Genomic DNA, 25986 nt, shown 5'->3' with positions numbered 1-25986 from the left:
GTTTGGAAGGGCCCAACTGCACCGGTAGGTTGAGGAAATACCGCCAATTCAGTACGCTTTGTTTGTTATTCAGAACGGTTGCCCGCTCATATGAGCTGACGGCATTGATTTCGACGGAGCACTGACATGACGCGAGAGCGCATTCGCCGGATAATCCAGGCAGCCCTGATCGTCGGCGCCTTTTCCATCTGCTTCGGGATCGTCAGCGGCGCCCGCGCCCAGGGCGAGCTGCTCAACGTTTCCTACGATCCGACCCGCGAGCTCTACCGCGCCATCAACACCGCCTTCACCGCCGAGTGGCAGAAGAAGACGGGGCAGAAGCTGACGATCCGCCAGTCACATGGCGGTTCGGGCGCCCAGGCCCGCACGGTGATCGACGGGCTCAATGCCGACGTGCTGACATTGGCGCTGGCCGGCGACATCGACGCCGTTGCCGAGCGCTCGAAGAAGATCCCGCTCGACTGGCAAAAGCGCCTGCCTCAGAACTCATCCCCCTACACCTCGACGATCGTGTTCCTGACCCGCAAGGGCAACCCCAAGGCCGTCAAGGACTGGGGAGACCTTGCCAAGCCCGGCATCAGCGTCATCACCCCGAACCCCAAGACCTCAGGTGGCGCGCGCTGGAACTATCTCGCGGCCTGGGCCTGGGCCGAGAAGGCCTATGGCAAGGATGAGGCGAAGGTGCGTGAGTATATCGCTGCCGTGCTGAAGAACGTGCCGGTGCTCGACACGGGCGCGCGCGGCTCGACCACGACCTTCGCCCAGCGCGGCCAGGGTGACGTCTTCCTGTCCTGGGAAAACGAGGCCTTCCTCGTGCTGCAGGAATTCGGCGCCGACAAGTTCGACATCGTCGTGCCCTCGCTCTCGATCCTGGCAGAGCCGCCGGTGACGATCGTCGACGGCAATGTCGATGCCAAGGGAACGCGTGCCGCAGCCCAGGCCTATCTCGAATTCCTCTATACGCCGGCTGCACAGGCCATCATCGCGAAGAACTTCTACCGGCCGCGGAACACGGAAGCCGCCGCACCCGAGGACCTCGCGCGTTTCCCCAAACTTGAGCTGATCACCATCGACACAGTTTTCGGTGGCTGGACCAAGGCGCAGAAGGAGCATTTCGCCGATGGCGGGACCTTCGATCAGCTTTACAAGCCGGCGCGGTGACTGCGTGGCGGTAACAGCCAGCTCCTGGCGACAGCCCAGCATCCTTCCCGGTTTCGGGCTGTCGCTGGGCATCACGATCAGCGCCTTGTCGCTGATCGTGCTCATCCCGCTCGCGGCTCTCTTCCTCAAGGCGGCAAGCGCTGGCCCTGCTGATATCTGGGCGATCATCACCTCGGCCCGCACCCAGGCCGCCCTGCGGCTCTCCTTTGGCGCTGCCCTGTTTTCTGCGATCCTCAACGCCATCTTCGGGCTGATCATCGCCTGGGTTCTGGTGCGCTACCGCTTCCCCGGCCGGCGGCTGCTCGATGCCGCAGTCGACCTGCCCTTCGCGTTGCCGACCGCTGTGGCAGGCATCGCCCTCGCCTCGATCTACGCGCCGAACGGCTGGATCGGCGCCCTGCTGGCTCCCTACAATATCAAGGTCGCCTATACCCCGCTCGGCGTCATGGTGGCGCTCGTCTTCATCGGCCTGCCCTTCGTGGTGCGGACCGTGCAACCGGTGCTGGAGGAGGCCGATGCGGATATCGAGGAGGCGGCCGCGCTGCTCGGCGCCAGCCGCTTGCGCACTATTTTCAGGGTCATCCTTCCCGGCATCGTGCCCGCCTTGCTGACCGGCTTTGTCCTCGCCTTCGCCCGTGCCGTCGGCGAATACGGCTCGGTGATCTTCATCGCGGGCAACGTGCCGATGTTCTCCGAAATCGCCCCGCTCCTGATCGTGATCCGGCTGGAACAGTTCGACTATGCCGGCGCCTCCGTCGTTGCGACGATCATGCTGATCGTCTCCTTCGCGCTGATCCTGGCGATCAATGGAATCCAGTCCTGGAGCCGCGGGAGACTGGGTCATGTCTGACACGCCCCTGCCGGCCGCCATCTACAGGACCGACCGCGCACTGCGCGACGGCTTCTGGATCCGCGCCCTGCTGTTGACCCTGGCACTGGGTTTTCTGCTGCTGTTCCTCTTCCTGCCGCTGATCGCCGTTTTCGTCGAAGCCTTTGCGAAGGGGTATGGGCTCTTCCTGGAGAGCATAACGGAGCCCGATGCCCTGAGCGCCGTTCGCCTGACCCTGCTGGTTGCCGCCATCGCGGTGCCTTTCAATCTGGTCGTCGGTGTCGCTGCCGCCTGGGCCATCGCCAAGTTCGAGTTCCGGGGAAAGAGCCTGCTGATCAGTTTCATCGACCTGCCCTTCTCGGTCTCTCCGGTGATCTCGGGCCTGGTCTATGTTCTGCTCTTCGGTGCGCAGGGCTTTCTCGGGCCCTGGCTCAAGGCCCATGATATCGAGATCATCTTCGCGCTGCCCGGGCTGGTGCTGGCGACGATCTTCGTCACCTTCCCCTTCGTTGCGCGCGAGTTGATTCCGCATATGCAGGCGCTCGGCTCCAGCGACGAAGAGGCGGCCCTGACGCTGGGCGCCTCGCCCTGGCGCACCTTCCTCACCATCACGCTGCCGAATGTGAAGTGGAGCCTGTTCTACGGCGTGCTGCTCTGCAACGCCCGCGCCATGGGCGAGTTCGGCGCCGTCACGGTCGTGTCCGGCCGGATCAGGGGTCTGACCACGACGATGCCGCTGCATGTCGAGATTCTCTACAATGAATACAACAGCGTCGCTGCCTTCGCCGTCGCCTCGTTACTGGCCGGGCTGGCACTGGTGACCCTCGCCCTCAAGACCTATCTCGAATGGCACTTCGCGGATGCGATCTCCGCCAAGTCGCGCCATTGACGGAGGCTACCAATGTCCGTTGCCGTGACCATCGAGAGCGTCCAGAAGAGCTTCTCGAATTTTGCTGCCCTCCGCGGCGTTTCGCTCGACGTGCAGCCCGGGGAACTCGTCGCGCTGCTCGGCCCATCGGGCTCGGGCAAGACCACGCTGCTGCGGCTGATCGCAGGGCTCGAACAGGCCGATGATGGCCGCGTGCTGTTCGACGAAACCGATACGCGCCGGCTCAGCCTGCGCGAGCGGCGGATCGGCTTTGTCTTCCAGCACTACGCGCTGTTCAGGCATATGGATGTCGCGTCCAACATTGCCTTCGGCCTCAAGGCCCGGCCGCGGAGCGAGCGGCCGAGCGCGAGCGAAATCTCCAGGCGCGTCACCGAACTGCTCGAACTCGTCCAGCTCGGCGGGCTTGAGCGGCGCTTTCCGACGCAGCTATCCGGTGGCCAGCGCCAGCGCGTCGCGCTTGCCCGTGCGCTCGCCATCGAGCCGCGCGTGCTGCTGCTCGACGAACCCTTTGGAGCGCTCGATGCCAAGGTGCGCAAGGATTTGCGCGGCTGGCTGCGCGACCTTCACAGGCGCACTGGCCACACCACCCTCTTCGTCACCCATGACCAGGAAGAGGCCCTCGAGCTGGCCGACCGCGTCGCGATCCTGAACGACGGGCGGCTGGAGCAGGTCGGCTCGCCCGATGACGTCTATGACCATCCAGCGACGCCCTTCATCTGCGAATTCCTGGGCGAGGCCAACAAGCTTCCTGTCGAGGTCGTCGGCGGGCAGGCCTTCTTCGGCAACCGGCCGGTCCTCGGCGGTTTGCAGCAGAACCAGGGCGGGGCAGCCTCGCTCTATGTCCGGCCGCAGCATATGCGCATCGTTGACGATACCCCGCTCGCCCTGCCCGGCGTGGTCGAGGATTTGCGCCGCAACGGGCCGCTGCGGCGCGCCGAAGTCGCCGTTGAAGGCCTGATCCGACGGATCGATGTCGATCTCGCAAGCCAGGTCGCACCCGCCATTGGCGAACGCGTGCGTTTGCGGATCACCCATGGCAGCCTGTTCGCCGCGGCGTGACGCCGCCCTCGCCTCATCGCCACCGACCGTTTAAGTCTTTCGCCGAGTCAGGCTTTGAGAGGACACGACGATGAAAGCACGGGCAAGCTGGGTCGAGGGCATGGCCTTCATGGGTGAGGCCGGCAGCGGCCACGCCATCGTCATGGACGGAGCTCCGGAATATGGCGGGCGCAACATCGGCATCCGGCCGATGGAGATGCTGCTGATCGGTCTAGCGGGCTGCACCGGCTTCGATGTCGTCTCGATCCTCAAGAAGGGCCGCGAAGCCGTCACGGGTTGTGAGGTCGAAGTCGAGGCCGAACGCGCGACTGAAGACCCGAAGGTCTTCACCAAGATCCATCTCTCCTATCGCGTGACCGGCCGCGGGCTGGCGCAAGCCAAGGTCGAGCGCGCCGTCACGTTGTCGAAGGAAAAATACTGCTCCGCCTCGATCATGCTCGGGGCGACGGCCGAGATGAGCTACGCGCTCGAAGTTGTCGATGAACTGCAGCAGGTGGCGGCGGAATGAGCGATACCTTCTCCGGACTGATCACGCCTGAGGCCCTGGCCCCGCGTCTGGCCGACAGCAACCTCGTCGTTCTCGACATCCGCTCATCGGTCGATGGTGGCGGAAGGGCGGCCTATGAAGCGGGACATATCCCAGGCGCCGTGCACACCAACTACGTCGCCGACGGCTGGCGCGCCAAGGTCGGCAATGCACCGGGCATGCTGCCGCCGCTCGACCATCTGGCCGGGCTGGTCGGCAGCCTCGGCATCAAGCCGCATGATGATGTCGTCATCGTACCGGCGGGTGTCAGCGCGACCGACTTCGCCGCAGCCGCGCGGGTCTACTGGACATTGAAGCTGATCGGCCATGGCCAGCAGGCCATTCTCGATGGCGGCTTCCGCGCGTGGAGCGCCGACCCGTCGCGATCGATCGAAGCCGGTCCATCCGCGCCAAATCCGGCCGAGCCCTATCCCGTCGTCGTGCAGCAGCGGCTGCGCAGCACCGCCGATGCCGCCCTCGTCGCCTCGAAGAGCAGGCTCGCGACCCTGGTCGACGCCCGTTCGGCGAGCTATTTCGAGGGCCGCGAGAAGGCTGCGGAAGCAACGCGCGCTGGGCATATTCCTGGCGCCATTTCGCGTGACTACGCAGAGGCCTTCGATCTCTCGACCGGCCGTCTGAAAGCAGCAGGCGATCTGTCCGCCCTGTTCTCCGGCGTGCCGAACGGACCGGCGATTTCCTATTGCAACACAGGCCACACCGCAGCGCTGAACTGGTTCGTGCTCTCTGAGCTTCTGGGGAACGACGAGGTGTCGCTCTATGACGGCTCGATGACCGACTGGACGCAGGATTTGGAACGCCCGGTTGCAACGAGGGATAGTCAGGCGGCCTGATAACGCCGAGCGGAGGCGCGCGTTGACGCGCGCCTCCGCTCGCGCCCTGCCTGAATCCAGTTGTCGTTCGCCCCTTTCAGACCAGGCTCGACCGCGAGGGCCTATGCCGGGCAATCCGGTAGACGGCCGCCGGCGGGATGTTGCGCAATGTCGAGCCGATGCGGGTCGCGCGAAGGCCGAGGCGCTCCAGGATCGGCTTCGGGATGGGGCAGCGCGTCGTATAGGTAACCTGATAGAAGGCGCCACCCGGTCGCAAATAGCCAAACGCGCCCCTCAGAATGGCGATGACCTGTCGCGGCGACATCGAGAGCACGGGAAGGCCGCTGATCACGGCGCCAGCCCCTCCTGCTTCGTAAAGAGCGGCTTCGCGAAGGCGTGAAGCGTCCATCCAGCGCACACGGGCTTCGGGAAAGCGCATTTCGAGCAGCTGCGCAAAATCGGACCCGCACTCGACGAGCCTCAGGTCGTGCTCGGGCATGCCGCGCCTGATGAGCGCCTAGATAAACGCGCCGGTTCCCGGTCCAAGTTCAATGACGGGCCCGGTTTCCGGCGTGATCTCCTGTGTCATCAGATCCGCCAGTGCGGTGCCCGACGGCGTCACCGAAGCGACACGCAACGGCGCACCAATCCAGGCGCGGAAGAAAGACCAGTTGTCAGAATCCCGCATGCCGGCCCTCTGCCCGGAGGTGTCTTCAGGCGCAATGCGGAGGCTTCGCCCGGCGCAGGGTGGCATTCTCGATGACATGTGCAGTCCATCCCAGTGGCGGCCACCGCAACGGTTGAGCGGGCCCGGAGCTTCCATGAGTGCACCACCCTTGTTTCGCGGCGCTGTCGGCACCGATCCCACGACCGGATTGAGCCAACCTGTCATGCAGAGGCGTAGGGGCGTGGCGGGCTCGACGAGGCCCGAATGAACTCCCCCGGCGAAGTCGGGATCGGCCTGTCATGCAAGGTTGGCGCAATCCGCAGTCGTTAGGCGGCTCCCCCTGAGGAGCGGGAGATTCCGCGTTGCGCATCTTGTTGGTCGAGGATGAGCCGGCAATGGCCTCAGCCCTGCGCAGTGCGCTGACCCGCCAGGACATGATCGTCGACCATCTGGCGACCAGAGCGGATGCAGAGGCGATGCTGAGCGAAAGCCGCGGCATCTATGATGCAGTGCTGCTTGACCGCCAATTGCCCGATGGCGACGGCCTGGATCTGGTCCGAAGACTGCGGGCGAAGGGCGATACGGTGCCTGTCCTCATGCTGACGGCGCGCGGGGACCTGATCGACCGGGTCGCGGGTCTCGACCATGGAGCCGATGACTATCTCGGCAAGCCCTTCGCTTTCGAGGAACTTCTGGCGCGGCTGCGCGCACTCCTGCGCCGGCCTCCCGGCATGCGGTCCGATACTGTGCGGATCGGTCGCCTGTCCTTCGATTTCGTCCACCGTGAGACCCGCGTGGCAGGCCAGATGCTCGCCATGCCGCGGCGCGAATTGCTGGTGCTCGAATCCCTGATGCGCCGGATGGGGCGAATGGTCTTGCGAACCTTCCTGATGGAGGCGGTGTTCGGCCTGGATGACGAGATCCAGTCCAATGCGCTCGATACCCATGTCTCTCGCCTGCGCCGCAAGCTGGCTGAAGCCGATGCCGGCGCGACGATCGATGGGATTCGCGGAGTAGGCTACCTCATCCGCGAAACCACCTGACGATGAATGGCGGGCATTCCCTCAAGCGCCGGCTGATCGGGCGGCTCATGGCTTTCCAGGCGGCCGCCATCATGCTGATCGTCGCTGGCCTCTTCGCCACAGGGGCGTTGTTCGACTTCTCGTCGGTCGAGAGCACCATCGAAACCCTGAGGGGTGCGGTGGTGCGCGGACCGACCGGCAAGTTGGTGCTGCGGCCCACGCGCGAATTGACGCGGATGCGGGCCGCGAATCCAAATCTCTGGTTCGTCATCCGGGACCGCACGGGCCATCGCGTATCCGAAGGAGCCGTCCCCGCGGATTTCAGCCAGCTCGGCGACAGCCTCGATCACATCGGCCAGGCCCGGCTCGGCTGGAATATCGGCGATCCTCCTCGCCCCACGGCACGAATCAGATGGGTCAGCAGCGCAGCCGGCGAAGTCCAGGTCGTGACCGGCACCGAGACCCGGGCATCGCTCTATCTTGTGACCCTGGGCATGAGCCTCGTGTTCCTTAAGGAGGTTCTGCCCGTTCTCGCCGTGATGGCGGTCGCTGCCCTTCTCGCCACTCCGCTGGTGGTCCGAGGAGCCTTGGCTGGATTGGGCAGGGCAGCGGAGCAGGCCGGGCGCATCGAGATCGACCGGCGGGGCGTTCGCTTGCCCCTTGATGACGTGCCGGCCGAGATCGCGCCGCTGGTCACGGCGGTGAATGCCGCCCTTGGACGTCTCGACCGGGGCTACGAGCAACACAAGCGCTTCCTCGCGGCAGCCGCGCATGAACTGCGGACACCCGTCGCCATTCTCAATACGAGGCTGGCATCTCTGCCTGCGGGCGAAGAAAAAGTGCGCCTCCTCCAGGATGTCGCGCGCCTGGCGACCATGATGGAGCAGCTTCTCGACCTTGAGCGACTCGATCAGCAGACGGACACGTTCACGCCCATGGACCTCAACGCGATTGCGAAGCGGGTCGTGGTCGACCTCGCCCCCCTGGCTTTCGCCGCAGGCTATCAGATGGAGTTCAAGCCTGAGGGAGATGCGGTTACGGTCATTGGAGATTCGCTCTCAGTCGAGCGAGCCCTGACCAATCTGGTCCAGAACGCGATCGAGCATGGCGGCCGCGCCGGAACGATTGCCGTTCGCGTCGGTCACTCCGCGATCATCGACATCCAGGACGAAGGATGCGGCATTCCACGCGAGCAGCGCGAACGTGTCTTCGAGCCCTTTCAGAGGCTTCATGCGCAAAGCCGAGGCTCGGGCCTCGGTCTCAACCTCGTTCGCGAGATCATGCATCGTCACGGAGGCGAGGTGCTTGCGCTTGATTCAGCGTCGGGTGGTGCCTGTCTCAGGATGGTCTTCCCCCAGCCAGACCTGGCCCTCTGAGCCCGCAGCTATTTCCAGAAGCCGTTGTCCTTCGCCCTCTCCCGCCACCTCCGGAGCTGGTACACCGCATGGCAATCATACGCCTCTCCTAAGCTGGAGCGTCCGTCCGTGCACGGATCGTAGGGCGCGCGGCCTGCGTGCCAGCGCCGCAGCTCCGCCTCGCAATCGACCGCTCGGCCGAAGCTGAAGCGCCCATCCCTGCAGGGCGAATAGGGCTCGCGTTCGTCCTGGACCGATCGCACGGGCGGCGCGTTGGCGGGCAATGCCGGAATCAAGCCGGATTGGGGATGCGCCTCCGCCGAAACGGCGGAGGTCGAAAGCGTCAGCAGGGCGGCGACGCCTCTGGCAATGCTGGTGCGAGCCCTGTCCATCGTGATTTCCCTGCGCGGCGAAGCAACAGCTGCCTTCGCCCGCCGGCATCGTCGCGGGGCTTGATTGAATGAACATTGCAAGTGACAAGGAATCCGACGGCTCTGCCTGCGATCCCGGCTGCAATTTGCAAAACCTCTAAAAACACGTCAAAGGAAGCGCCATATGCGCCGGCCCCGCCGCGCCCCTTCCTGATCCAGTGTCCGAGCTTGTCGCCGATGAACGCCGTCGCGCCGAAGATTTCTTTCGTCTCCCTGGGCTGCCCCAAGGCCCTCGTCGATTCCGAACGCATCATCACCTCGCTGCGCTCGGAAGGTTACGAGCTCAGCAAGAGCCATGCGGGCGCTGACCTCGTCATCGTCAATACCTGCGGCTTCCTCGACAGCGCCAAGGCGGAGTCGCTGGAGGCGATCGGCTCGGCCATGGCTGAGAACGGCAAGGTCATCGTCACCGGCTGCATGGGCGCCGAGCCCGAGCAAATCCGCGACGCCTTCCCGAACGTGCTGGCGATCACCGGCCCGCAGGCCTATGAGAGCGTCGTCTCGGCTGTGCATCAAGCGGTGCCGCCCAGGCACGATCCCTTTGTCGACCTGGTCCCGGACCAGGGCATCAAGCTCACCCCGAGGCACTACGCCTATCTCAAGATTTCAGAGGGTTGCAACAATCGCTGCAGCTTCTGCATTATCCCGAAGCTGCGCGGGGACCTGGTCTCGCGACCGATCGGCGATGTGCTGCGCGAGGCCGAGAAACTGGTCAAGGCTGGCGTCAAGGAGCTGCTGGTCATCTCCCAGGACACCAGCGCCTACGGCCTCGATGTCAAATATGCCCCCTCGCTCTGGAAGGATCGCGAGGTCCGCACGCGCTTCTTCGAGCTGGCGCGGGAACTCGGCCAGATGGGGGTCTGGGTGCGGATGCACTATGTCTATCCCTATCCGCATGTCGACGAGGTCATCCCGCTGATGCAGGAAGGGCTCATTCTGCCCTATCTCGATATTCCCTTCCAGCACGCATCTCCCAGCGTTCTCAAGGCGATGAAGCGCCCGGCTCACCAGGACCGCACGCTCGACCGCCTGCGCAAATGGCGCGAGATCTGTCCCGATCTCGCCATCCGCTCGACCTTCATCGTCGGCTTCCCAGGCGAGACGGAAGAGGATGTCCAGTTCCTGCTCGACTGGCTGAAGGAAGCAAAGCTCGAGCGCGTCGGCTGCTTCAAATACGAGCCGGTCAAGGGTGCGCCTGCCAATGATCTCGGCCTGCCGCTGATCCCGGAGGACGAGAAGGAAGCGCGCTGGCATCGTTTCATGAAGGCGCAGGCAGAAATCAGCACCCGGATCGTCAAGAGCCGGGTCGGCAAGCGCATTCAGGTGATCATCGACGAGGCCGGCCCAACGGTCGCCAAGGGCCGCTCGAAATGGGATGCGCCCGAGATCGACGGCAATGTCTATGTTGCGAGCCGTCGGCCGCTCAGGGCCGGCGACATCGTGACCGTGAAGATCGAGCGGGCCGACGCTTATGATCTGCACGGAATGGCGGTCTGATCGGGCCGGGCTGCTTGCGCAAGGGGCGCGGATGATCTGTCGCCGCGCCGCATGATTGAGGACCTCGCTACCTCAGGCAGGTCCGAAGGAGCGCGACCGCACGCATCGGCGGGCTCCGTGTCGGAGGCGGCGCGCTACGGATATGCCTTGCGCCATTTGCGCGGCCACCGCGGAGCTCGACGGCGCGAGTGAGCCGCGCCTTCCCCGATGGGGCTTCGCGCAGCAGCTGAAACACCGAAGGGGCGCTTGCGCCCGCTGCACCCTCACCGTCCCGACGACCTCCGTCGCCGCCGCTGCTTTGCTGAGCCATTGCGACCGTCGAAATGGTGAGAGAGGCCAGGAGCAGACCGGTGAAGCGAAGTGTCCGGTTCATGACATGTCTCCCGAATGAGGGTCAGCAACGGCTGCCCCTCATTGGTCGCATCATCTCCGGAACAGGTTCACACGCTTCGCAACGATGACTGGTTCTGCCGTCGCCTGGCGGAACCGAGGCGCCCGAGCCACCAGCCAAATCTCTGCGCGAGCATGGCCAGCGCCACCGCATAACCGAACAGGGCGAAGATCCAGCTCGTGGTCGTGAGGCTGAGCGCCCCCAGCACCAGCGCCGACCGTCCGAGCACTTTTAGGACCGCACGGGTGGTGGAACCCTTGGCGGCGCTCAGCCGTGCCGCTCGCCCGATATCACCGGCGTTGTCGGCAACCGCGAGAACCTGGCGCAGGCCGGCCTGGCCGGTACGGGCATAGAGCGCGCCGGCATCCTGCCCAAGCGTGGCAAGGCGCGTCATCGCCGCCGGCCGCACGATCGCAGCCGAGGATGCGCGGGCTGCTGCCAGGTCGAAGCGCGCAGCTGCGGTGAGACTGGCCGTCAGAGCCGGAAGATCGACGGCTCCCGCGGCCATGCGGGTGAGATTGGCCGTCAGCTTTGGCGAAAGCATGCCGGCCTTGGCCGTTGCCTTGACGACGCTGAGACCGCCACGCGCCGGCAGGCCGCTGCCCAGGCTCGCCCATGTCGCAACGCTCAGAGCGAGCCCGCCCGCGGCCAGCACCAGGACGACATAATCCGTTGTCTCGCCGCGGAGCAGTTTCTGGCCTTCGCCGGCGAGGTCTCGCAGGTCGCCGACACCGACAACGTCGCTGACCACCGCCCCGGCGAAGCCGGCATTGCTCACGCGTTCGCCCGACACGAAACCGGACCCGAAATCCTTGAGCGCGCGTGTCGTCGCCTCGTTCTGCAAACGGGCGAGGCGTTCGCGCTGGTCCTCAGTGACGGTGATGCGATGCTCGGCGGCCAGATCGACAAAGCTGCCGCCAAGCTCGGTGTCGCCAGCGGCAATCGCGGCATCGATCTCCTCTGCGATGCGCCCGGACGCAAGCACGCCCTGCAGACGCAGGTCAGACAGGGCGACGGGATCATGGGCCGCCGCCTGCAGTTGCAGGCCATTCCATCCGCGCGGCAGCACCAATGCTCCCGCACCGATCAGCGCCGGCACGACACAAAGTGCCTGAATCGCCTTCTTCATCGTGCCCAGCCACCCGTCCTGCCGCCCTGGCGGCAGAACGCTTAGTCAGGAATCTGGGCAAGATTGCTGCGACGAGGCGTTGAACGCTACGGAATGAGGACCGTCGAGCCCGTCGTAGCGCGGCTCTCCAGCGTGCGATGCGCCTCGGCTGCATCCTTCAGCGGGAAGGTTGCGTTCACCGGTATCGTAACCTTGCCCGAGGTGACGGCGCCGAACAGGTTCTTCGCCATCTCGACCATGGTCTCGCGCTTTGCGGTGTGAGAGTTCAGTGTCGGACGGGTGACATAGAGCGAGCCCTTTGCAGCGAGGATGCCGAGATTGAACGCTTCGACCGCGCCCGACGCATTGCCGAAGCTCGCAAGCACGCCAAAGGGCTTGAGCGAGTCGAGCGAAGCCATGAACGTGTCCTTGCCGACGCCGTCATAGACCACGTCGCAGAGCTTTCCGCCGGTGATGTCCTTGACCCGCGCCGCGACATTCTCGTCGCGGTAGAGAATGACCTCGTCGGCGCCATGGGCCTTAGCGAGTTCGGCTTTGTCCTTGGAGCCTGCGGTGCCGATCACGGTCGCGCCAAGTGCCTTGCCCCACTGGCACAGGATCAGACCGGTGCCACCTGCGGCAGCATGCACGAGGATCGTGTCGCCCGGCTTGACCTTGTAGGTCCGGTGCAGCAGGTATTCGGCGGTCAAGCCCTTCAGCATCATGCTGGCAGCGACCTCAAAGGAGATCGAAGCCGGCAGCGCCACGGTCGACGCAGCCGCCACGATGCGCTCCTCGGCATAGGCTCCGAGCGTCGCAACGCAGGCGACGCGGTCGCCGGGCTTGAACTCGGTGACATTGGGGCCGACGGCAAGGACTTCACCTGCCGACTCATTGCCCAGCACGAAGGGCAGTTTGGGCGCCGCGTAAAGGCCCGACCGAAAATACGTGTCGATGAAGTTGAGGCCGATCGCGCGGTTCCTCACCAGAAGCTCGCCAGGCCCGGGGGCCGGCAACGTAACGTCCTCGTATTTCAGAACTTCGGGTCCGCCGGTCTGGTGAACGCGTATCGCCTTGACCATTGAAATCGCTCCATCACGTGAAGGCCGGACCATAGGGACTTGCATCGCATCAGCGCAACGGCCGGGCCGCGGGGCGGGCCGGCGCCCAACGCCGGGCCGGGCGGACGAGGGTGCAGGATCGGCGCGCGCCATGAGCGCTTCCGCCCTTCGCTACGGCTGATCGTCACGTGGCCTCAGTGTAAACCTGCGACGCAGCGCGGACTGGCCAGACGCCTTCGGGTCGGCTAGCCAAGTGTCATGACTTCGCGCGCTACGCTCCCGCATCCTGATCAAGCCGAGATCGCCATCGTCGGCGCCGGCGCCGTTGGGCTGGCCGCCGCGCTCGCCTGTGCGGCAGATGGCTGGCAGGTCACCGTATTCGGCCGCCCGGTCGCCCCGCGAGACGGTCGCACCGTGGCGCTGCTCGACGGCTCCTGGCGCATGCTCGCCGAGCTCGGCTTGCTTCCGGCCCTCGATGACAAGGCGGCTCCGCTCGCGGTGATGCGCCTTGTCGATGACACCGGCAGCCTGTTCCGGCAGCCACCGGTCGAGTTCTACGCGTCCGAACTCGGGCTCGACGCTTTCGGCTGGAATGTCGAGAATGCCGATCTCGTTGCCGTGCTGGCCGCGCATGTCGAGGCCAACCCGAATATCCGGACCGTGCCCCATATGGTTTCGGCGATCGAAGCCGCTGCTGACGGCGTCAGGATTTCCGGTGCCGAGTTCGGGCCCTTCCGCGCCGGGCTGGTGATCGGCGCGGACGGTCGCCAATCGCGCGTCCGGGACGCTGCCGGGATCACCACCAGGGACTGGCGCTATCCGCAGACTGCCTTGACGGCGATCCTCGGCCACCGCCGCGATCATCGTGAGACCTCGACGGAATTCCACACCCGCAGCGGCCCCTGCACGCTCGTCCCCCTGCCCGGCCGTCGCTCCTCGCTGGTCTGGATGCTCGAGCCGAAGGAGGCCGAGCGTATTGCCGCGCTGGACGATGCCACGTTCGCCCGCAGCGTCGAGACGCAGACGCATTCCCTGCTCGGGGCCATGATCGTCGAGGGGGCGCGTGGACGCGTTCCCATGGGCGGCCTCTCGGTCACACGTTTCGGGGCGAACCGGATGGCATTGATCGGGGAAGCAGCACATGTCTTCCCGCCGATCGGCGCTCAGGGGCTCAATCTCGGCCTGCGCGACGTCGCAGCCCTGCGTCGTGTCCTGCAGGACGCTGACGACCCGGGCAGCGACGCGGTGATGACCGCCTATGATTCGGCACGGCAAACGGATGTGCGGCTACGTACCGGCGCGGTCGACGCCCTGAACCGGACCTTGCTGACCGACCTGCTCCCGGCCGATCTGATGCGTGGCGCAGGTCTGCTCGCGCTCTCGCAAATCGGGCCGTTGCGCCGGATCGTCATGCGCCAGGGCTTGGCCGGCGGCATGGCCAACTGAGCAGCCCGCTGTCAGTCCCCCCTGTCGGGTTCTGCCTGCAGCAACTCCTGATCACCGCCGCTCGACGGAACGCGCAGCAAGGCTGGCGCGTGTTCCCGGAAAACCGGGGCCAATGGCAAGGGTGTCGAGACAAGGCGCCTGCCTCCCGGCTCCTCTGCCTGGTTGTCGAGCTGGCCGCGCGCAGTCAGGTGCGGATCGGCCAGCGCCTCCTCGAGGCTGCGCACGACCGTGCAGCAGCAATCGCGCGGCTCGAGATAGCTGCGCCAGTACGGCGCCGGCTCCGACGCAATGATGGCGGCGATCGCGGAGCGCGTCGCCTCCGGGTTCATGCCGTCATCGCGCAGGGCGGGATCGAGCGAAATCGCCTCGCAAAAAACCTCCCAGAATTTCTGCTCCAGAGCGCCGACCGCGAGAAACCAGCCATCGCCGGTCGCATAGAGCCCGTAGCGCGGGCTTCCGCCGGTCAGGAGCCCCTCGCCGCCTTCCGGCCAGTTCCCGGTCACCTGCCCCTGGGCAAGGCTGTACCAGGTGAAGGTCGGCATCGCGTCGCTCATGGCGATGTCGAGATGACAGCCGCGACCGGTACGCTCGCGCTGGCGCAGCGCCAGCAGGATGTTGAGCGCCGCCGGCATCGCCCCGCCTCCGATATCGGCAACGAGTGTCGGCGGCAGCGGTGGCGGCTCGCCGCGCTTCAGCGATTGGCCGAGCAGCCCGCCGATCGCCTGATAATTGATGTCGTGCCCAGCATCTTGGGAGCGCGGCCCAGTTTGGCCATAGCCGCTGATCGAGCAATAGATCAGCCGGGGATTGATCGTGTGGAGGGCTTCGAAACCGAGACCAAGCCGCTCCATCACGCCAGGGCGGAACTGCTCGATCAGGATGTCGGCGCGTTCGACCAGAGGGCGCAACAACTCAACGGAATCGGACGACTTCAGGTCGATCTCGATGCTCTTCTTGCCGCGGTTGAGCGCGGCGAAGGGAGCCGAGGTCTCGCCGAAGCGCGGCGGGAAGCGGCGGAGGTCCTCGCCGCCCGGCCGCTCGATCCGGATGATCTCGGCACCCGCCTCGGCCAGGAACAGGCTCGCGAGCGGGCCCGGAAGCAGTGTCGAGAAATCCAGAACCAGAAGGTCGTCGAGCGGCAGCATCGCGATCCCGGGGATTGGACGGGCGCAGGGCAGCCGTCAGGGAAACAGGTCAGCCGCCATCCTGCCCGTCTTCACCAGCCACAGGAAGCCCGTCAGCGTCACCATGGAGACGATGGTGCCGACGAGGATGCAGGCCGAGGCGCGCTCGACGCCGACCTTGTACTGCGTCGAGATCACGAAGATGTTCAGGGCCGGCGGCAGCGCCGCCATGATCACCGCCGCATAGACCCAGGGATCGGCGAAGTTTCCGAGCGCCGAGAGCAGCACCCAGACCAGGAGCGGGTGCAGGATGAGCTTGACCGCAACCAGGGCCGGCACTTCCGCGGGCATCGACCTCATTGGCCGCAGTGCCACCGTGACGCCAAGCAGGAACAGCGCGCAAGGAGCCGCCGCCTGCGACAGCCAGAGCGTCATCTTGTCGAGTGCAGTCGGCAATTCGAGCTTGGTGTAACTCGCAATCACGCCGGCCAGGGTCGCGAGATTGAAGGGGTGCGTCACCACCTTCCAGAGCACCTCGCTGGCCGTCGCGAGAAAACCCTTCTTCTCGACGCCGGCCAGGGCCATCAGGAAGGGCACCAGCGAAAACAGCAGAATATTGTCGAAGACGAAGATCAGCGCCACCGGCGCGCTTGCGACCGGCCCGAGGGCGGCCAGGATCAGCGGTGGGCCCATATAGCCGATATTCGAGTAGGAGCCGGCGACAGCCTGCATCACTGCCTGCGGCATATGCCCCCGCGTCGATTTCAAGCCGATGAGGAACGAGAGCGAGAAGACACAGAAGGTGGCGAGCGTCGTGGCGCCAACAAATCCCCAGTTCGAGAGTTCGCTCAGCGGCTTGTCGGCAATCAGGCGGTAGAACAGCGCCGGCAGGGCGATGTAGATCAGGAAGTACTGCATCCAGGCCAGCCCCTCTTCGGGGAGCCGCTTGTAGCGCCCGACAGCAAAGCCAAGGACGATCAGGCCGAAGAACGGCGCGACCAGATTGAACAGGCTGGCAAGCTCGGCCATAAACGCTGGAACCTCGGGCGGGCGCACCTCCCCGGATGGCAGGCAGGCGCATCGCCGCGGTTTAACGGGTTGAAAGCCAACGGCAAAGCCGCGCAGCGCATCGCTCACATCCGGGCAGCGCATCCCCTAGGAATATGATCAGCCATCGTTTTTGGTCTTTTTTCCTAGGTTATTATTCTTATCTCGATTCCTCGCTCGCTGCAAAAGGCCAATGGACGGGCGCTGCATGGTCCGGCACATTCGCTGCAACGCACCATGGAGCCCACCATGCCGACCAAGACGCCGCGCCAGTTCTTCCGCCCGCTCGCCATTGGCGCGCCGGAGCCCTTGCGGGAGCTGCCGCTGAAACTGGAGCGCATGATCCATTTCGTGCCCCCGCATCTTGAAAAGGTCCGCGCCAAGGTCGGCGAGCTCGCCGGTCAGGTCGATATCGTGCTCGGCAATCTCGAGGATGCGATCCCGGTCGACGCCAAGACGGCGGCGCGCGAGGGCTTCATCATGATGGCTAAGTCCGTCGACTTCGGCGCGACCGGCCTATGGACGCGGGTCAATGCCCTGAACTCGCCCTGGTTTCTCGACGACATCAGCACGATCATGTCCGAGATCGGCGGCAAGCTCGATGTCGTGATGGTGCCGAAGGTCGAGGGCCCGTGGGACATCCATTATGTCGACCAGCTTCTCGCCCAGTTCGAGGCGCGGCATCAGCTCCGCAAGCCGATCCTGATCCACGCCATTCTGGAAACGGCAGAAGGCGTGAAGAATGTGGAGGCCATCGCCACCGCCTCACCGCGCATGCACGGCATGAGCCTTGGCCCCGCCGATCTGGCCGCTTCGCGCGCCATGAAGACGACCCGCGTCGGCGGCGGACATCCCGAGTACAAGGTAATCGCCGACCCCTCCCCCGAAGGCGGCGCTCGCGCCGTCGCCCAACAGGATCTCTGGCACTACACGCTGGCGAAGATGGTCGACGCCTGCGCTTCCGCCGGGTTGAAGCCATTCTACGGCCCCTTCGGCGACTTCTCGGATGCGGCCGCCTGCGAAGCCCAGTTCCGCAACGCCTTCCTGCTCGGCTGTGCCGGCGCCTGGACCTTGCATCCCTCGCAGATCGAGATCGCCAAGCGCGTCTTCAGTCCGGATCCCGGAGAGGTTGCGTTCGCACGACGGATCCTGGAGGCCATGCCCGACGGGTCGGGCGCGGTCATGATCGACGGCAAGATGCAGGATGACGCCACCTGGAAACAGGCCAAGGTCATTGTCGATCTGGCCCAACAGGTTGCCGCTCGCGATCCGGCTCTCGCCGAGCGCTATGGATTGCCGCCGAACTAGCGGCTTTCGGCCGTTGATCTTGACCTATTTGCGACGCAATCCTACCGCATGCGCGAGATGGCGACGTTAGCCGGCAGTATGAGAGCCTGCCGGCTTGAGGACGATCAAGGCGAGACATGGAAGCGCGTTCAGCGAAATTCCGGATCGGGCAGGTGGTGAAACACCGTGTCTATCCGTTCCGAGGGGTGATTTTCGACGTCGACCCCACCTTCTCCAATACGGAGGAATGGTGGCTGGCGATCCCGGAGAACCTGCGCCCGTCAAAGGACCAGCCGTTCTACCACCTCTTCGCGGAGAACGAGGAGACGGAATATGTCGCCTATGTTTCCGAGCAAAATCTCGTGATCGACGAATCCGGCCGACCGATCCGCCATCCGCAGGCCAAGGAGTTCTTTAGGCGCGACCGCAAGGGCCGCTATCTCATCGACAAGGCCGACCTGAACTGATCGCGCGGCCCTGCCCGACCAAAACATCGGCGCGAAGAGTGGCTTGCGGTGTTCGGGAAAGCCGATGCGAACACAGAAGCTTAGCTCATCAAACCTGATACGGGATCGGGCCCGACGGCCTGGCGTCGCCGCTCATGAAAAAGGCCGGCCCCTCGGGGCCGGCCTTTTCTGTTTGTGCGAACGGCAACCCGATCAGGGCTTGGGAGCAGCCGGAGCGCCGGGAGCGGGAGCCGCGCCGGGAGCCGCCGGTGCGCCCGGAGCCGCATTGGCGCCGCCGCCGCCGAGACGCTGGCGCAGCTCTTCCTGGCGCTTGGACAGCTCGTCCTGAAGCTGCTTCTGCTGTTCCTCGAGCACCTTCGGGTCGATCGGGGCGCCGTCGAAACCCTTGCCGAAATCGGCGAGCGGAATCGAGAAGGTCACCTCGCGGCCCGTCTGGTTCTGGACGCTGATGTTGAGCGTGTTGCCCTTCTTCATCGCGTTGATGACATCGTCCTTTACCTGCGCCTCTGCGAAACAGCCGTTCGGGAAGCAGATGGCATAGCGGCCGGGCACCGGCTGCGCCGTGTCGACGCCGAAGCGGACACCAGGCTGCAGCATCAGGCCGAGCGGCATCAGGAAGCGCACGATCCGGCTCGGATCGCCCTTGACGTCATAGACGGCAACCGCGAGCACCGGCTGGCCCTGGTCCGAGACGAAATCGCGCGTCGTGTAGCAGATTTCCTTGTTGTTGGCCTGGTCCTTGCCGCAAACCTTGGTCCAGCTGGTCTGGGACGGCTCGGGCTTGACCTGAACGACTGTCGGACCACCCTGCTGAGCTTGGCCGGCCGGCGGCTGCGCGGGCTGCTGCTGAGCCGGCGGCTGGGCCGGGCGCTGGGCAGGACGCTGCTGCTGGGCGATGGCGGCGACCGGGCTGAGGCCGATCACGGCGCTCATGGCCAGGCCGAACGCTCGGGCGGACAGGCGCTGAGACGGGCTGAACGAAGCGGTCATATGGTTTTCCTTACCAGGCGAATCTCGAAACACGACTTCGCAAGCCGCGCGCATCATTGTCGACGGGCTCAATCGCTCACGCGCGCCAGCCCCTGGAAGGCCGTGCACATCGGTTGCGATTGCGGCGTTTGAATGACACCTCGCGCTGCGTTTAGCGAGTTCTGCTGCAGGTTTCCAGTCTGAACAGCTTACGTGACGGCCGGCAAGCCGTGTTATTCTTGCCGCTGGGAATCAGGTCAGGCAATGGGTTCATATCTTGCGCCGGCTGCAGCGATTGGCGTTGCGGTACGGCATATCTTCGCAGTTCTTGCCGTCGTTCTGGCGGTGGGCGCCGTTGCGCGCGCCGAATCGCCATCGATCGATCACGCCATCGCCATGCATGGCGAGCCTGCTCTGGCGAAGGGTTTTGCGCATTTGCCCTATGCCGACCCGGCCGCTCCCAGGGGTGGGCGAATCATTTTTGGCCTGCAGGGCACCTTCGACAGCCTGAACCCGCTGGTGGTGCTGGGCGTCGCCCCGGACGCAGTGCCCCGCTATGTGCAGCAGAGCTTGCTCTTCCGCTCGGCTGACGAGCCCTTCACGGCCTATGGCCTGTTGGCGAGCAAGGTCGAGCTCAATGACGACCGCACGCGGCTCGCCTTCGAGATCGACCCGCGGGCCACCTTCTCGGATGGTCAGCCTGTCACCGCCGAAGATGTGCGCTTCACCTTCGACATGCTGAGGACCAAGGGTAAGCCATTCCATCGCTCCAGCCTCGGGCGCGTGACCAGGGTCGAAGTGCCCTCTCTGCGCCGGATCGAGTTCGAGCTCGGCGACGGCTCCAACCGTGAATTGCCGCTGGTGATCGGCGCCATGCCGATCTTCGCCAAGCACGCGACCAATGCGGAAACCTTCGCCGAGACCAGTTTCAAGCCCGCTCTCGGCTCCGGCCCCTATCTCGTGAGTGACGTGAAGCCGGGCGAGGCACTGACCTTGAAGCGGCGCAGCGGCTTCTGGGCCGAGGATCACCCGCTGACTCGCGGTCTCTTCAACGCCGACGAGATCCGCTACGACTTCTATCGAGACGCCAATACGCTCTTCGAAGCGTTCAAGGCCGGACTCTACGATATCCGTCTCGAGGGCGACCCGACCCGCTGGATGACAGGCTACGATGTTCCCGCCGTGCGCGATGGCCGCATCGTCCGGGAGGCCCTGCGCTTCGAGGCGCCGAAGGGCATGACCGGCTTCGTCTTCAACACGCGCCGCACGGTCTTCGCCGATGTCAGGGTACGCGAGGCGCTCGGCATCCTGTTCGATTTCGAGTGGGCCAATCGCAACCTGTTCCACGGGGTCTATCGCCGGGCCGGCAGCTTCTTCGCGGATTCGGAACTCTCCGCGCTCGGAGTAGCGGCCGATGCCCGCGAGAAGGCACTGCTCGCGGGCTTCCCGGGAGCCGTCCGGGAGGACGTTCTCGCCGGAACCTGGACGCCCTCGGCGACCGACGGTTCCGGGCGTGACCGTGATCAGGCGCGCAAGGCGCTCGATCTGCTGCAGGGAGCTGGCTATGCCCTGCAGGATGGCGTGTTGCGCCACAGCAAGAGCGGCGAGGCACTCACCTTCGAGATCACCGTCACCAGCCGGCCGCAAGAGCGGCTTGCGCTGAACTACGCGACGTCGCTGACCAGGCTCGGCATCGCCGTCACGGTCAGGCTGATCGACGATGTGCAATATTGGCGCCGCCTTTCCACCTTCGATTTCGACATGATCCAGTGGACATGGCCGGCCTCGGCCTCTCCCGGAAACGAGCAGGTCGGGCGCTGGGATTCGAGCAATGCCGAGCGCAAGGGCTCGCTGAACTATGCCGGCGTGAAATCTCCGGCAGTCGACGCGGTATTGAAGACGCTGCTCTCCGCCCGCGAACGCGCCGATTTCGTTGCCTCGGTGCGCACGCTCGACCGGCTTCTGATCTCCGGGTTCTATGTCGTACCGCTCTACTATTTGCCTGAGACCTGGCTCGCTCGTTCACGCGATGTCGTGCTGCCCGCTCGCAGGCCGGCCTATTTCCTGTCCACCGAAGTTCTGGCCCGCGTCCCGGCGCTGCCGGCTCCGGCGAACTGAAGGATCGTCGATGCGGGCCGACTTCGACGACGCTGCTGCCCTGCTAGACGGCCTCGATCTCGATACCTTGCTGCAGGCCCTGGTGCGCAGCCGCGGCTACGAGACAGCGCTGCGCGATCCCCCCGGACGCCGCAGCTGGAGCGACGAGCAGCCCCGCTCCCTCAGCTTCGTGGATCTCGACGACCGGGTCGCACGGCTCGCCGGGCTTCTGAGCACCAATCACGCCCAGCCCGGCGCGAGCGTCGCGATCCTTGCTCCGCTGGGGCCCGAGGCACTCGTTTCCATTCTGGCCGCCTTGCGTGCGGGCCTCTCGCCGCTGATGTTGCCGCTCCACGCCAATGAACTGGAACTGCTGCGATTGATTGAGGCATCGGGCGCCGTGATGGCTCTCGGTGCCGGCCGCATTGGTCATGTTCGCCCGTTGCTGATGCTGCGCACGCTTGCCATGCGCGCCTTCGGAACACGCTTCGTCGGCGGTTTCGGCCGTGACATTCCCGATGGCGTCGCTCCGCTCGATGCCCTGATTGCAAACGGCGTGCGCCACCCCCTGCCGGAATCGACGGAACGCCCGGCCCTGCAGGTCGTCGACAGCAGGAGCTTTGCAGGACCGCAGGCCATCTCGGAACGCGTGTTGCTGAGCAAGGCACTGGAGATCTCGCGCCTGCTGAAGCCGCTGGCCTCGTCACGGATCATCACCACGCTGGTCGGCGGCGACCTTGCTGCGCTGGCCTCCGGGCCAGGCATGGCGATCCTGACCGGTGTCGAGTTGCTGCCGCTCGGCCTGTTCAGCCTCGGTGACCTGCATGCCTGCCTCGAAGGCGGGCGGACAGCGCATCTGGTGCTTCCGGGGGCCATGGAGCCAGCCTTGGCGCGCTCGAAACTGGCGAGCCACCCTGCTCTCGCCAGCCTGGTCTTCGTGCAACGGCCAGCCGAGGCACGCTCCTATCCGGCCATCGATCGTCCCGATCTCGCGATCGTCGATGTCGACGTGCGCTCGGCGACCGAGATCGACGTCGTCAGGCGCTAGCCCAAGATGAAGGCGCGCGTCCTTGTAGGCGAAGCAATCCCCTCACGGAGGCCCAGATTGCTTCGCACTCCTCGCATTGACAGGCGAGGAGAAGGCCAGCGCCTCCGACTGATGATCACGCCGCCTTCTTGCGCTCGGCAATGCGCGCCAGATCGGTCAGCAACCGGCGCGTGCCCTTGAGCCGCTGCTCCGCCGTCTCGAAATCGTCGATGAAGACGACGCGCATGTCGGGACGGACCTTGGCCAGCGTTCCCTGCTTCGCGACATAGCCGACCAGCCCCTCGGGATTGGCGAACTCGTTGTCGCGGAAGGCAACGATGATGCCCTTCGGTCCGGCCTCGACCTTCTCGACATTGGCCCGGCGGCAAAGCGCCTTGATCGCCACGATCTCCAGAAGTTGCTGTACCTCTTCCGGCAGCGGCCCGAAACGGTCGACCAGCTCGGCACCGAAGGACTGAATCTCGCCATCCTCGTCGAGCGTCGAGAGCCGCTTGTAGAGGGTCAGGCGCAGCGTCAGGTCGGTGACATAGTGCTCGGGAATCATCACCGGCGCACCGATCTGGATGCTTGGCGACCATTGGCTTTCGGCAACGATGTCGATGCCCGCCTTGAGCTGCGCCACCGCCTCCTCGAGCATCTGCTGGTAGAGTTCGTATCCGACCTCCTTGATGTGCCCGGATTGCTCGTCGCCGAGCAGGTTGCCGGCGCCTCGAATGTCGAGATCGTGGCTGGCGAGCTGGAACCCAGCCCCCAGCGTATCGAGCGATTGCAACACCTTCAGCCTGCGCTCGGCCTGCTCGGTCAGCTTGCGGTTGGCCGGCATGGTGAAGAGTGCATAGGCGCGGATCTTCGAGCGACCGACGCGACCGCGCAGCTGATAGAGCTGGGCAAGGCCGAACATGTCGGCGCGATGCACGATCAGGGTGTTCGCCGTCGGGATATCGAGCCCGGACTCGACGATCGTGGTCGAGAGCAGAACGTCGTACTGGCCCTCATAGAAGGCCGTCATCACGTCCTCGAGTTGGCCCGCCGCCATCTGGCCATGGGCAATGCCGACCTTGGCCTCGGGCACCTGCTTGTCGAGGAAGTCCTTGACCTCGGCGATGTCCTCGATACGCGGCACGACATAGAAGCTGCGGCCGCCACGATAGCGCTCCCGCAGCAGCGCCTCGCGCACGATCAGCGGATCGAACGGCGTGACGAAGGTCCGCACGGCCAGCCGGTCGACCGGCGGTGTCGCGATGATCGAGAGCTCGCGCACCCCGGTCATGGCGAGTTGGAGCGTGCGTGGAATCGGCGTGGCCGACAGCGTCAGCATATGCACCTCGGCGCGGAACTCCTTCAGGCGCTCCTTGTGGTTGACGCCGAAATGCTGCTCCTCGTCGACGATGACGAGACCGAGATCCTTGAACGCGACGCCCTTGCCGAGCAGCGCATGGGTACCGACGACGATGTCCATTGTGCCGTCGGCGATGCCCTGCTTGACCGCCTTGAGATCTGGCGCCGAAACGAAGCGCGAGGCCTGGCCGACCTTCACCGGCAACCCGGCAAAGCGCTCAGCAAAATTCCGGTAGTGCTGGCGGGCGAGCAACGTCGTCGGCACCACGACCGCGACCTGCTTGCCGGCAAGCGCCGTCGTGAAGGCAGCGCGCAGCGCCACCTCGGTCTTGCCGAAGCCGACATCGCCGCAGACCAGTCGGTCCATCGGCCGACCGGCGGCGAGATCGTCCAGTACCGCGTCGATCGTATTCTGCTGGTCCTCCGTCTCCTCGAACGGGAAGCGGGCCCGGAATTCATCATAGAGCCCGTCCGGCGGAACGAGGCGCGGCGCCTCCTTGAGCGCGCGGGCGGCGGCGATCTGGATCAGCTTGCCCGCCATCTCGCGGATGCGCTGCTTCAGCTTGGCCTTGCGCGCCTGCCAGCCGCCACCACCCAGTCGGTCAAGGGGAACCTCGGTGTCCTCCGAGCCATAGCGCGAGAGCAGCTCGATATTCTCGACCGGCAGGAAAAGCTTGGCATCGCCCGCATAGTGGATTTCGAGGCAGTCATGCGGAGCTCCGGCCGCCGTGATGCTCTGCAATCCGATGAAGCGGCCAATGCCGTGATCGACATGGACGACAAGATCACCCGGCGCGAGCGATGACAGCTCGGCGATGAAATCCTGCGGCCGGCGCGTCTTGCGGCGCGGGCGAACGAGGCGGTCGCCCAGGATGTCCTGCTCGCCGATGACCGCAAGCTTGCCGGCCTCGAAGCCAGCCTCGAAGCCCCAGACCGCGAGTGCCGTGGTGCCGGGCTTCAGATCGAAAGCTGCGCGTAGCGATCCCGTGGTCTGCACGGTCTTGAGGCCATGATCAGCCAGCACATGGGCCAGGCGCTCGCGGGAGCCCTCCGACCATGCCGCAAGGATGACGCGCCGGCCATCGGCCTGCAGCGCCTTCACATGGGCCACAGCAGCATCGAAGACGCTGCCGGCATTGTCGGCGCGCTCGGCTGCAAAGCTGCGACCCTGGCGGGCGCCGAGATCGACGATCAGCTTGCCGTCGCTGTCGGGCAGCTGGAACGGCGTCAGCGAGGCGACACCGGCATTGTCGATCACGCCGCGCCATTCGGCCGGAGACAGGTAAAGCGCATCGGGCGGCAACGGCTTGTAGGGCGTCCCTCCCGTGCCGCCCTGGTCGAGGGCGGCCTTGCGCGCATCGTAGTAGTCCTTGATCAGGCTGATGCGCTCGCCGACCGCGTCCTCGGCCTGCGCATCGAGGACCAGCGGTACATCCGGCAGATAGGTGAAGAGCGTGTCGAGCCGGTCGGCCAGCAGAGGCAGCCAATGCTCGAGCCCCGCGGGCCTGCGGCCTTCGCTGACCGCTTCGTAGAGCATGTCGTCGCGGCCAGGCGTACCGAAGCTCGCGATATAGGACTGGCGAAAGCGCTTGATGCTCTCGCTGGTCATCTGCGCCTCGGACATGGGTACGAGATCGAGTCCGCGCAACTGGCCTGTGGTGCGCTGTGTCTCCGGATCGAAGGTCCGGATCGATTCCAACGCGTCGCCGAAAAAGTCGAGGCGGATCGGCGCAGGCATGCCGGGCGGGAAGAGATCGACGATGCCGCCGCGCACCGCGAACTCGCCGGTCTCGCGCACCGTCGAGGTCCGCAGATAGCCGTTCATGTCGAGCCAGCGGGCAAGCTGCTCTGTATCGACCATGTTGCCCGGCGCGGCCGAAAAGCTCTCCGAGGCGACCTTGCCGAAGGCCGGCACCCGCTGGAGCGCGGCGTTGACCGTCGTCAGCAGCAGGCGCGGCTTCTCGCCGGACTTGGTCTTGGCCAGCCGCGACAACGTCGTCATGCGATGGGCCACGATCGCCGGTGCCGGCGAGACGCGGTCATAGGGCTGGCAATCCCAGGCCGGGAAGCTCATCACCTCCAGATCGGGCGCCACGAACTGGAGCGCATTCTCCAGAACCTGCAGTCGCTGCCCGTCCCGCGCGACAAAGACGAGCATCGCTGCGCCTTCCGCCTTCTTCGCCCGGGTCCGGACGAGATCGGCAAGGACGACGGCGTCGAACCCGTCGGGCACGCTGGCGAGCGTCGGCTTGTCGCCCCGCTTCAGCGCGTCGAGGATGCGGTCGATCTGCAGCTTGGCAAGCTGGGCGGGCGGCGGAATGCTCATGTCGGATTGTC

22 protein-coding genes are annotated in these 25986 nt (G+C 65.4%); 14 read left to right on the top strand and 8 right to left on the bottom strand.

Annotated elements, in window-relative coordinates:
• Window positions 1-126: 126 nt before the first annotated feature.
• The 6 genes from AB4099_RS18090 (at window position 127) to AB4099_RS18065 (ending at window position 5315) form a co-directional block, all read left to right on the top strand.
• The gene (locus AB4099_RS18090; RefSeq protein ID WP_441479050.1) at window positions 127-1161 is read left to right on the top strand and encodes a sulfate ABC transporter substrate-binding protein; all 1035 of its coding nucleotides are present in this window, start codon (window positions 127-129) and stop codon (window positions 1159-1161) included.
• Window positions 1121-2011: a sulfate ABC transporter permease subunit CysT gene (gene cysT, locus AB4099_RS18085; RefSeq protein WP_441479049.1), complete on the top strand. Its 891-nt coding sequence runs from the start codon at window positions 1121-1123 to the stop codon at window positions 2009-2011. The genes AB4099_RS18090 and cysT overlap by 41 nt, the downstream gene beginning before the upstream one ends.
• On the top strand, window positions 2004-2879 hold the full coding sequence (gene cysW, locus AB4099_RS18080; RefSeq protein WP_441479048.1) for a sulfate ABC transporter permease subunit CysW: 876 nt from the start codon (window positions 2004-2006) through the stop codon (window positions 2877-2879). The genes cysT and cysW overlap by 8 nt, the downstream gene beginning before the upstream one ends.
• Window positions 2880-2891: 12 nt before the next feature.
• Window positions 2892-3938 carry a sulfate/molybdate ABC transporter ATP-binding protein gene (locus AB4099_RS18075; protein WP_441479047.1) on the top strand — a complete coding sequence of 349 codons (1047 nt, stop codon included), beginning with the start codon at window positions 2892-2894 and terminating at the stop codon, window positions 3936-3938.
• Between the two features lie 70 nt (window positions 3939-4008).
• Window positions 4009-4446 carry an OsmC family protein gene (locus tag AB4099_RS18070; protein ID WP_113512696.1) on the top strand — a complete coding sequence of 146 codons (438 nt, stop codon included), beginning with the start codon at window positions 4009-4011 and terminating at the stop codon, window positions 4444-4446.
• Entirely contained in the window at window positions 4443-5315 is an 873-nt protein-coding gene (locus AB4099_RS18065; protein ID WP_441479046.1) for a sulfurtransferase, read from the top strand. Before AB4099_RS18070 ends, AB4099_RS18065 begins: the two co-directional genes overlap by 4 nt.
• A 76-nt stretch (window positions 5316-5391) precedes the next feature.
• Here AB4099_RS18065 and AB4099_RS18060 read toward each other — a convergent pair whose 3' ends face one another.
• Window positions 5392-5793, bottom strand: a complete 402-nt coding sequence (locus AB4099_RS18060; protein ID WP_441479045.1) for a class I SAM-dependent methyltransferase — start codon at window positions 5791-5793, stop codon at window positions 5392-5394.
• 18 nt (window positions 5794-5811) lie between these two features.
• Window positions 5812-5982: a hypothetical protein gene (locus tag AB4099_RS18055; RefSeq protein ID WP_441479044.1), complete on the bottom strand. Its 171-nt coding sequence runs from the start codon at window positions 5980-5982 to the stop codon at window positions 5812-5814.
• A 341-nt stretch (window positions 5983-6323) separates the two neighbouring features.
• On the opposite strand from AB4099_RS18055, the gene AB4099_RS18050 reads away from it, so the two are divergent.
• The 3 genes from AB4099_RS18050 to rimO all read left to right on the top strand — a co-directional run bounded on the left by AB4099_RS18050 (window position 6324) and on the right by rimO (window position 10266).
• Window positions 6324-7004 carry a response regulator transcription factor gene (locus AB4099_RS18050; RefSeq protein WP_441479043.1) on the top strand — a complete coding sequence of 227 codons (681 nt, stop codon included), beginning with the start codon at window positions 6324-6326 and terminating at the stop codon, window positions 7002-7004.
• The gene (locus tag AB4099_RS18045) at window positions 7001-8359 is read left to right on the top strand and encodes a sensor histidine kinase (protein ID WP_441479216.1); all 1359 of its coding nucleotides are present in this window, start codon (window positions 7001-7003) and stop codon (window positions 8357-8359) included. Before AB4099_RS18050 ends, AB4099_RS18045 begins: the two co-directional genes overlap by 4 nt.
• Before the next feature lie 587 nt (window positions 8360-8946).
• Window positions 8947-10266 (top strand): 30S ribosomal protein S12 methylthiotransferase RimO, encoded by a 1320-nt coding sequence (gene rimO, locus AB4099_RS18040; RefSeq protein WP_441479215.1) that lies wholly within the window; start codon window positions 8947-8949, stop codon window positions 10264-10266.
• A gap of 440 nt (window positions 10267-10706) precedes the next feature.
• On the opposite strand, the gene AB4099_RS18035 is transcribed toward rimO, so the two are convergent.
• Both AB4099_RS18035 and AB4099_RS18030 read right to left on the bottom strand, forming a co-directional pair.
• Window positions 10707-11786: a hypothetical protein gene (locus AB4099_RS18035; RefSeq protein ID WP_441479042.1), complete on the bottom strand. Its 1080-nt coding sequence runs from the start codon at window positions 11784-11786 to the stop codon at window positions 10707-10709.
• Between the two features lie 86 nt (window positions 11787-11872).
• Entirely contained in the window at window positions 11873-12847 is a 975-nt protein-coding gene (locus AB4099_RS18030; RefSeq protein ID WP_113512709.1) for a quinone oxidoreductase family protein, read from the bottom strand.
• Between the two features lie 237 nt (window positions 12848-13084).
• On the opposite strand from AB4099_RS18030, the gene AB4099_RS18025 reads away from it, so the two are divergent.
• Window positions 13085-14272, top strand: coding sequence for a UbiH/UbiF family hydroxylase (locus AB4099_RS18025; RefSeq protein WP_113512711.1), 1188 nt, complete (start codon window positions 13085-13087; stop codon window positions 14270-14272).
• An 11-nt stretch (window positions 14273-14283) separates the two neighbouring features.
• Here the strand turns inward: AB4099_RS18025 and AB4099_RS18020 are convergent, their stop codons facing one another.
• Window positions 14284-15417 (bottom strand): CaiB/BaiF CoA transferase family protein, encoded by a 1134-nt coding sequence (locus AB4099_RS18020; protein ID WP_441479041.1) that lies wholly within the window; start codon window positions 15415-15417, stop codon window positions 14284-14286.
• 36 nt (window positions 15418-15453) lie between these two features.
• Complete coding sequence (locus tag AB4099_RS18015; protein ID WP_441479040.1) at window positions 15454-16425, bottom strand: AEC family transporter; 972 nt, start codon at window positions 16423-16425, stop codon at window positions 15454-15456.
• Between the two features lie 267 nt (window positions 16426-16692).
• On the opposite strand from AB4099_RS18015, the gene AB4099_RS18010 reads away from it, so the two are divergent.
• Window positions 16693-17751 (top strand): HpcH/HpaI aldolase/citrate lyase family protein, encoded by a 1059-nt coding sequence (locus AB4099_RS18010; RefSeq protein ID WP_113512797.1) that lies wholly within the window; start codon window positions 16693-16695, stop codon window positions 17749-17751.
• Between the two features lie 116 nt (window positions 17752-17867).
• Window positions 17868-18197, top strand: coding sequence for a heat shock protein HspQ (gene hspQ / locus AB4099_RS18005; protein ID WP_043242591.1), 330 nt, complete (start codon window positions 17868-17870; stop codon window positions 18195-18197).
• Between the two features lie 192 nt (window positions 18198-18389).
• Here hspQ and AB4099_RS18000 read toward each other — a convergent pair whose 3' ends face one another.
• Entirely contained in the window at window positions 18390-19187 is a 798-nt protein-coding gene (locus AB4099_RS18000) for an invasion associated locus B family protein (RefSeq protein WP_113512717.1), read from the bottom strand.
• Between the two features lie 243 nt (window positions 19188-19430).
• Between AB4099_RS18000 and AB4099_RS17995 the strand changes: the two genes are divergently transcribed.
• The gene (locus AB4099_RS17995) at window positions 19431-21284 is read left to right on the top strand and encodes an extracellular solute-binding protein (RefSeq protein ID WP_441479039.1); all 1854 of its coding nucleotides are present in this window, start codon (window positions 19431-19433) and stop codon (window positions 21282-21284) included.
• A 10-nt stretch (window positions 21285-21294) separates the two neighbouring features.
• Complete coding sequence (locus AB4099_RS17990; RefSeq protein WP_441479038.1) at window positions 21295-22311, top strand: AMP-binding protein; 1017 nt, start codon at window positions 21295-21297, stop codon at window positions 22309-22311.
• Between the two features lie 115 nt (window positions 22312-22426).
• Here AB4099_RS17990 and mfd read toward each other — a convergent pair whose 3' ends face one another.
• On the bottom strand, window positions 22427-25975 hold the full coding sequence (gene mfd / locus AB4099_RS17985) for a transcription-repair coupling factor (RefSeq protein ID WP_441479037.1): 3549 nt from the start codon (window positions 25973-25975) through the stop codon (window positions 22427-22429).
• Between the last annotated feature and the right edge of the window lie 11 nt (window positions 25976-25986).

Source organism: Allobosea sp. 2KB_26 (assembly GCF_052115715.1).
Lineage (GTDB): Bacteria > Pseudomonadota > Alphaproteobacteria > Rhizobiales > Beijerinckiaceae > Allobosea.
Note: the sequence above shows the minus strand (reverse complement) of the source record. Positions and strands in the feature narration are given on the sequence as shown.

What these genes read in the sequence shown, in the direction of transcription:
- AB4099_RS18055 (WP_441479044.1), bottom strand. Translation starts at nt 5,982, where the DNA reads ATGCGGGATTCTGACAACTGGTCTTTCTTCCGCGCCTGGATTGGTGCG.
- AB4099_RS18035 (WP_441479042.1), bottom strand. Translation starts at nt 11,786, where the DNA reads ATGAAGAAGGCGATTCAGGCACTTTGTGTCGTGCCGGCGCTGATCGGT.
- cysT (WP_441479049.1), top strand. Translation starts at nt 1,121, where the DNA reads ATGGCGGGACCTTCGATCAGCTTTACAAGCCGGCGCGGTGACTGCGTG.
- rimO (WP_441479215.1), top strand. Translation starts at nt 8,947, where the DNA reads ATGAACGCCGTCGCGCCGAAGATTTCTTTCGTCTCCCTGGGCTGCCCC.
- AB4099_RS18015 (WP_441479040.1), bottom strand. Translation starts at nt 16,425, where the DNA reads ATGGCCGAGCTTGCCAGCCTGTTCAATCTGGTCGCGCCGTTCTTCGGC.
- AB4099_RS18010 (WP_113512797.1), top strand. Translation starts at nt 16,693, where the DNA reads ATGCCGACCAAGACGCCGCGCCAGTTCTTCCGCCCGCTCGCCATTGGC.
- mfd (WP_441479037.1), bottom strand. Translation starts at nt 25,975, where the DNA reads ATGAGCATTCCGCCGCCCGCCCAGCTTGCCAAGCTGCAGATCGACCGC.
- AB4099_RS18025 (WP_113512711.1), top strand. Translation starts at nt 13,085, where the DNA reads ATGACTTCGCGCGCTACGCTCCCGCATCCTGATCAAGCCGAGATCGCC.
- AB4099_RS18060 (WP_441479045.1), bottom strand. Translation starts at nt 5,793, where the DNA reads ATGCCCGAGCACGACCTGAGGCTCGTCGAGTGCGGGTCCGATTTTGCG.
- AB4099_RS18070 (WP_113512696.1), top strand. Translation starts at nt 4,009, where the DNA reads ATGAAAGCACGGGCAAGCTGGGTCGAGGGCATGGCCTTCATGGGTGAG.
- AB4099_RS17995 (WP_441479039.1), top strand. Translation starts at nt 19,431, where the DNA reads ATGGGTTCATATCTTGCGCCGGCTGCAGCGATTGGCGTTGCGGTACGG.
- AB4099_RS18020 (WP_441479041.1), bottom strand. Translation starts at nt 15,417, where the DNA reads ATGCTGCCGCTCGACGACCTTCTGGTTCTGGATTTCTCGACACTGCTT.
- AB4099_RS17990 (WP_441479038.1), top strand. Translation starts at nt 21,295, where the DNA reads ATGCGGGCCGACTTCGACGACGCTGCTGCCCTGCTAGACGGCCTCGAT.
- AB4099_RS18000 (WP_113512717.1), bottom strand. Translation starts at nt 19,187, where the DNA reads ATGACCGCTTCGTTCAGCCCGTCTCAGCGCCTGTCCGCCCGAGCGTTC.
- AB4099_RS18090 (WP_441479050.1), top strand. Translation starts at nt 127, where the DNA reads ATGACGCGAGAGCGCATTCGCCGGATAATCCAGGCAGCCCTGATCGTC.
- AB4099_RS18030 (WP_113512709.1), bottom strand. Translation starts at nt 12,847, where the DNA reads ATGGTCAAGGCGATACGCGTTCACCAGACCGGCGGACCCGAAGTTCTG.
- AB4099_RS18075 (WP_441479047.1), top strand. Translation starts at nt 2,892, where the DNA reads ATGTCCGTTGCCGTGACCATCGAGAGCGTCCAGAAGAGCTTCTCGAAT.
- hspQ (WP_043242591.1), top strand. Translation starts at nt 17,868, where the DNA reads ATGGAAGCGCGTTCAGCGAAATTCCGGATCGGGCAGGTGGTGAAACAC.
- cysW (WP_441479048.1), top strand. Translation starts at nt 2,004, where the DNA reads ATGTCTGACACGCCCCTGCCGGCCGCCATCTACAGGACCGACCGCGCA.
- AB4099_RS18065 (WP_441479046.1), top strand. Translation starts at nt 4,443, where the DNA reads ATGAGCGATACCTTCTCCGGACTGATCACGCCTGAGGCCCTGGCCCCG.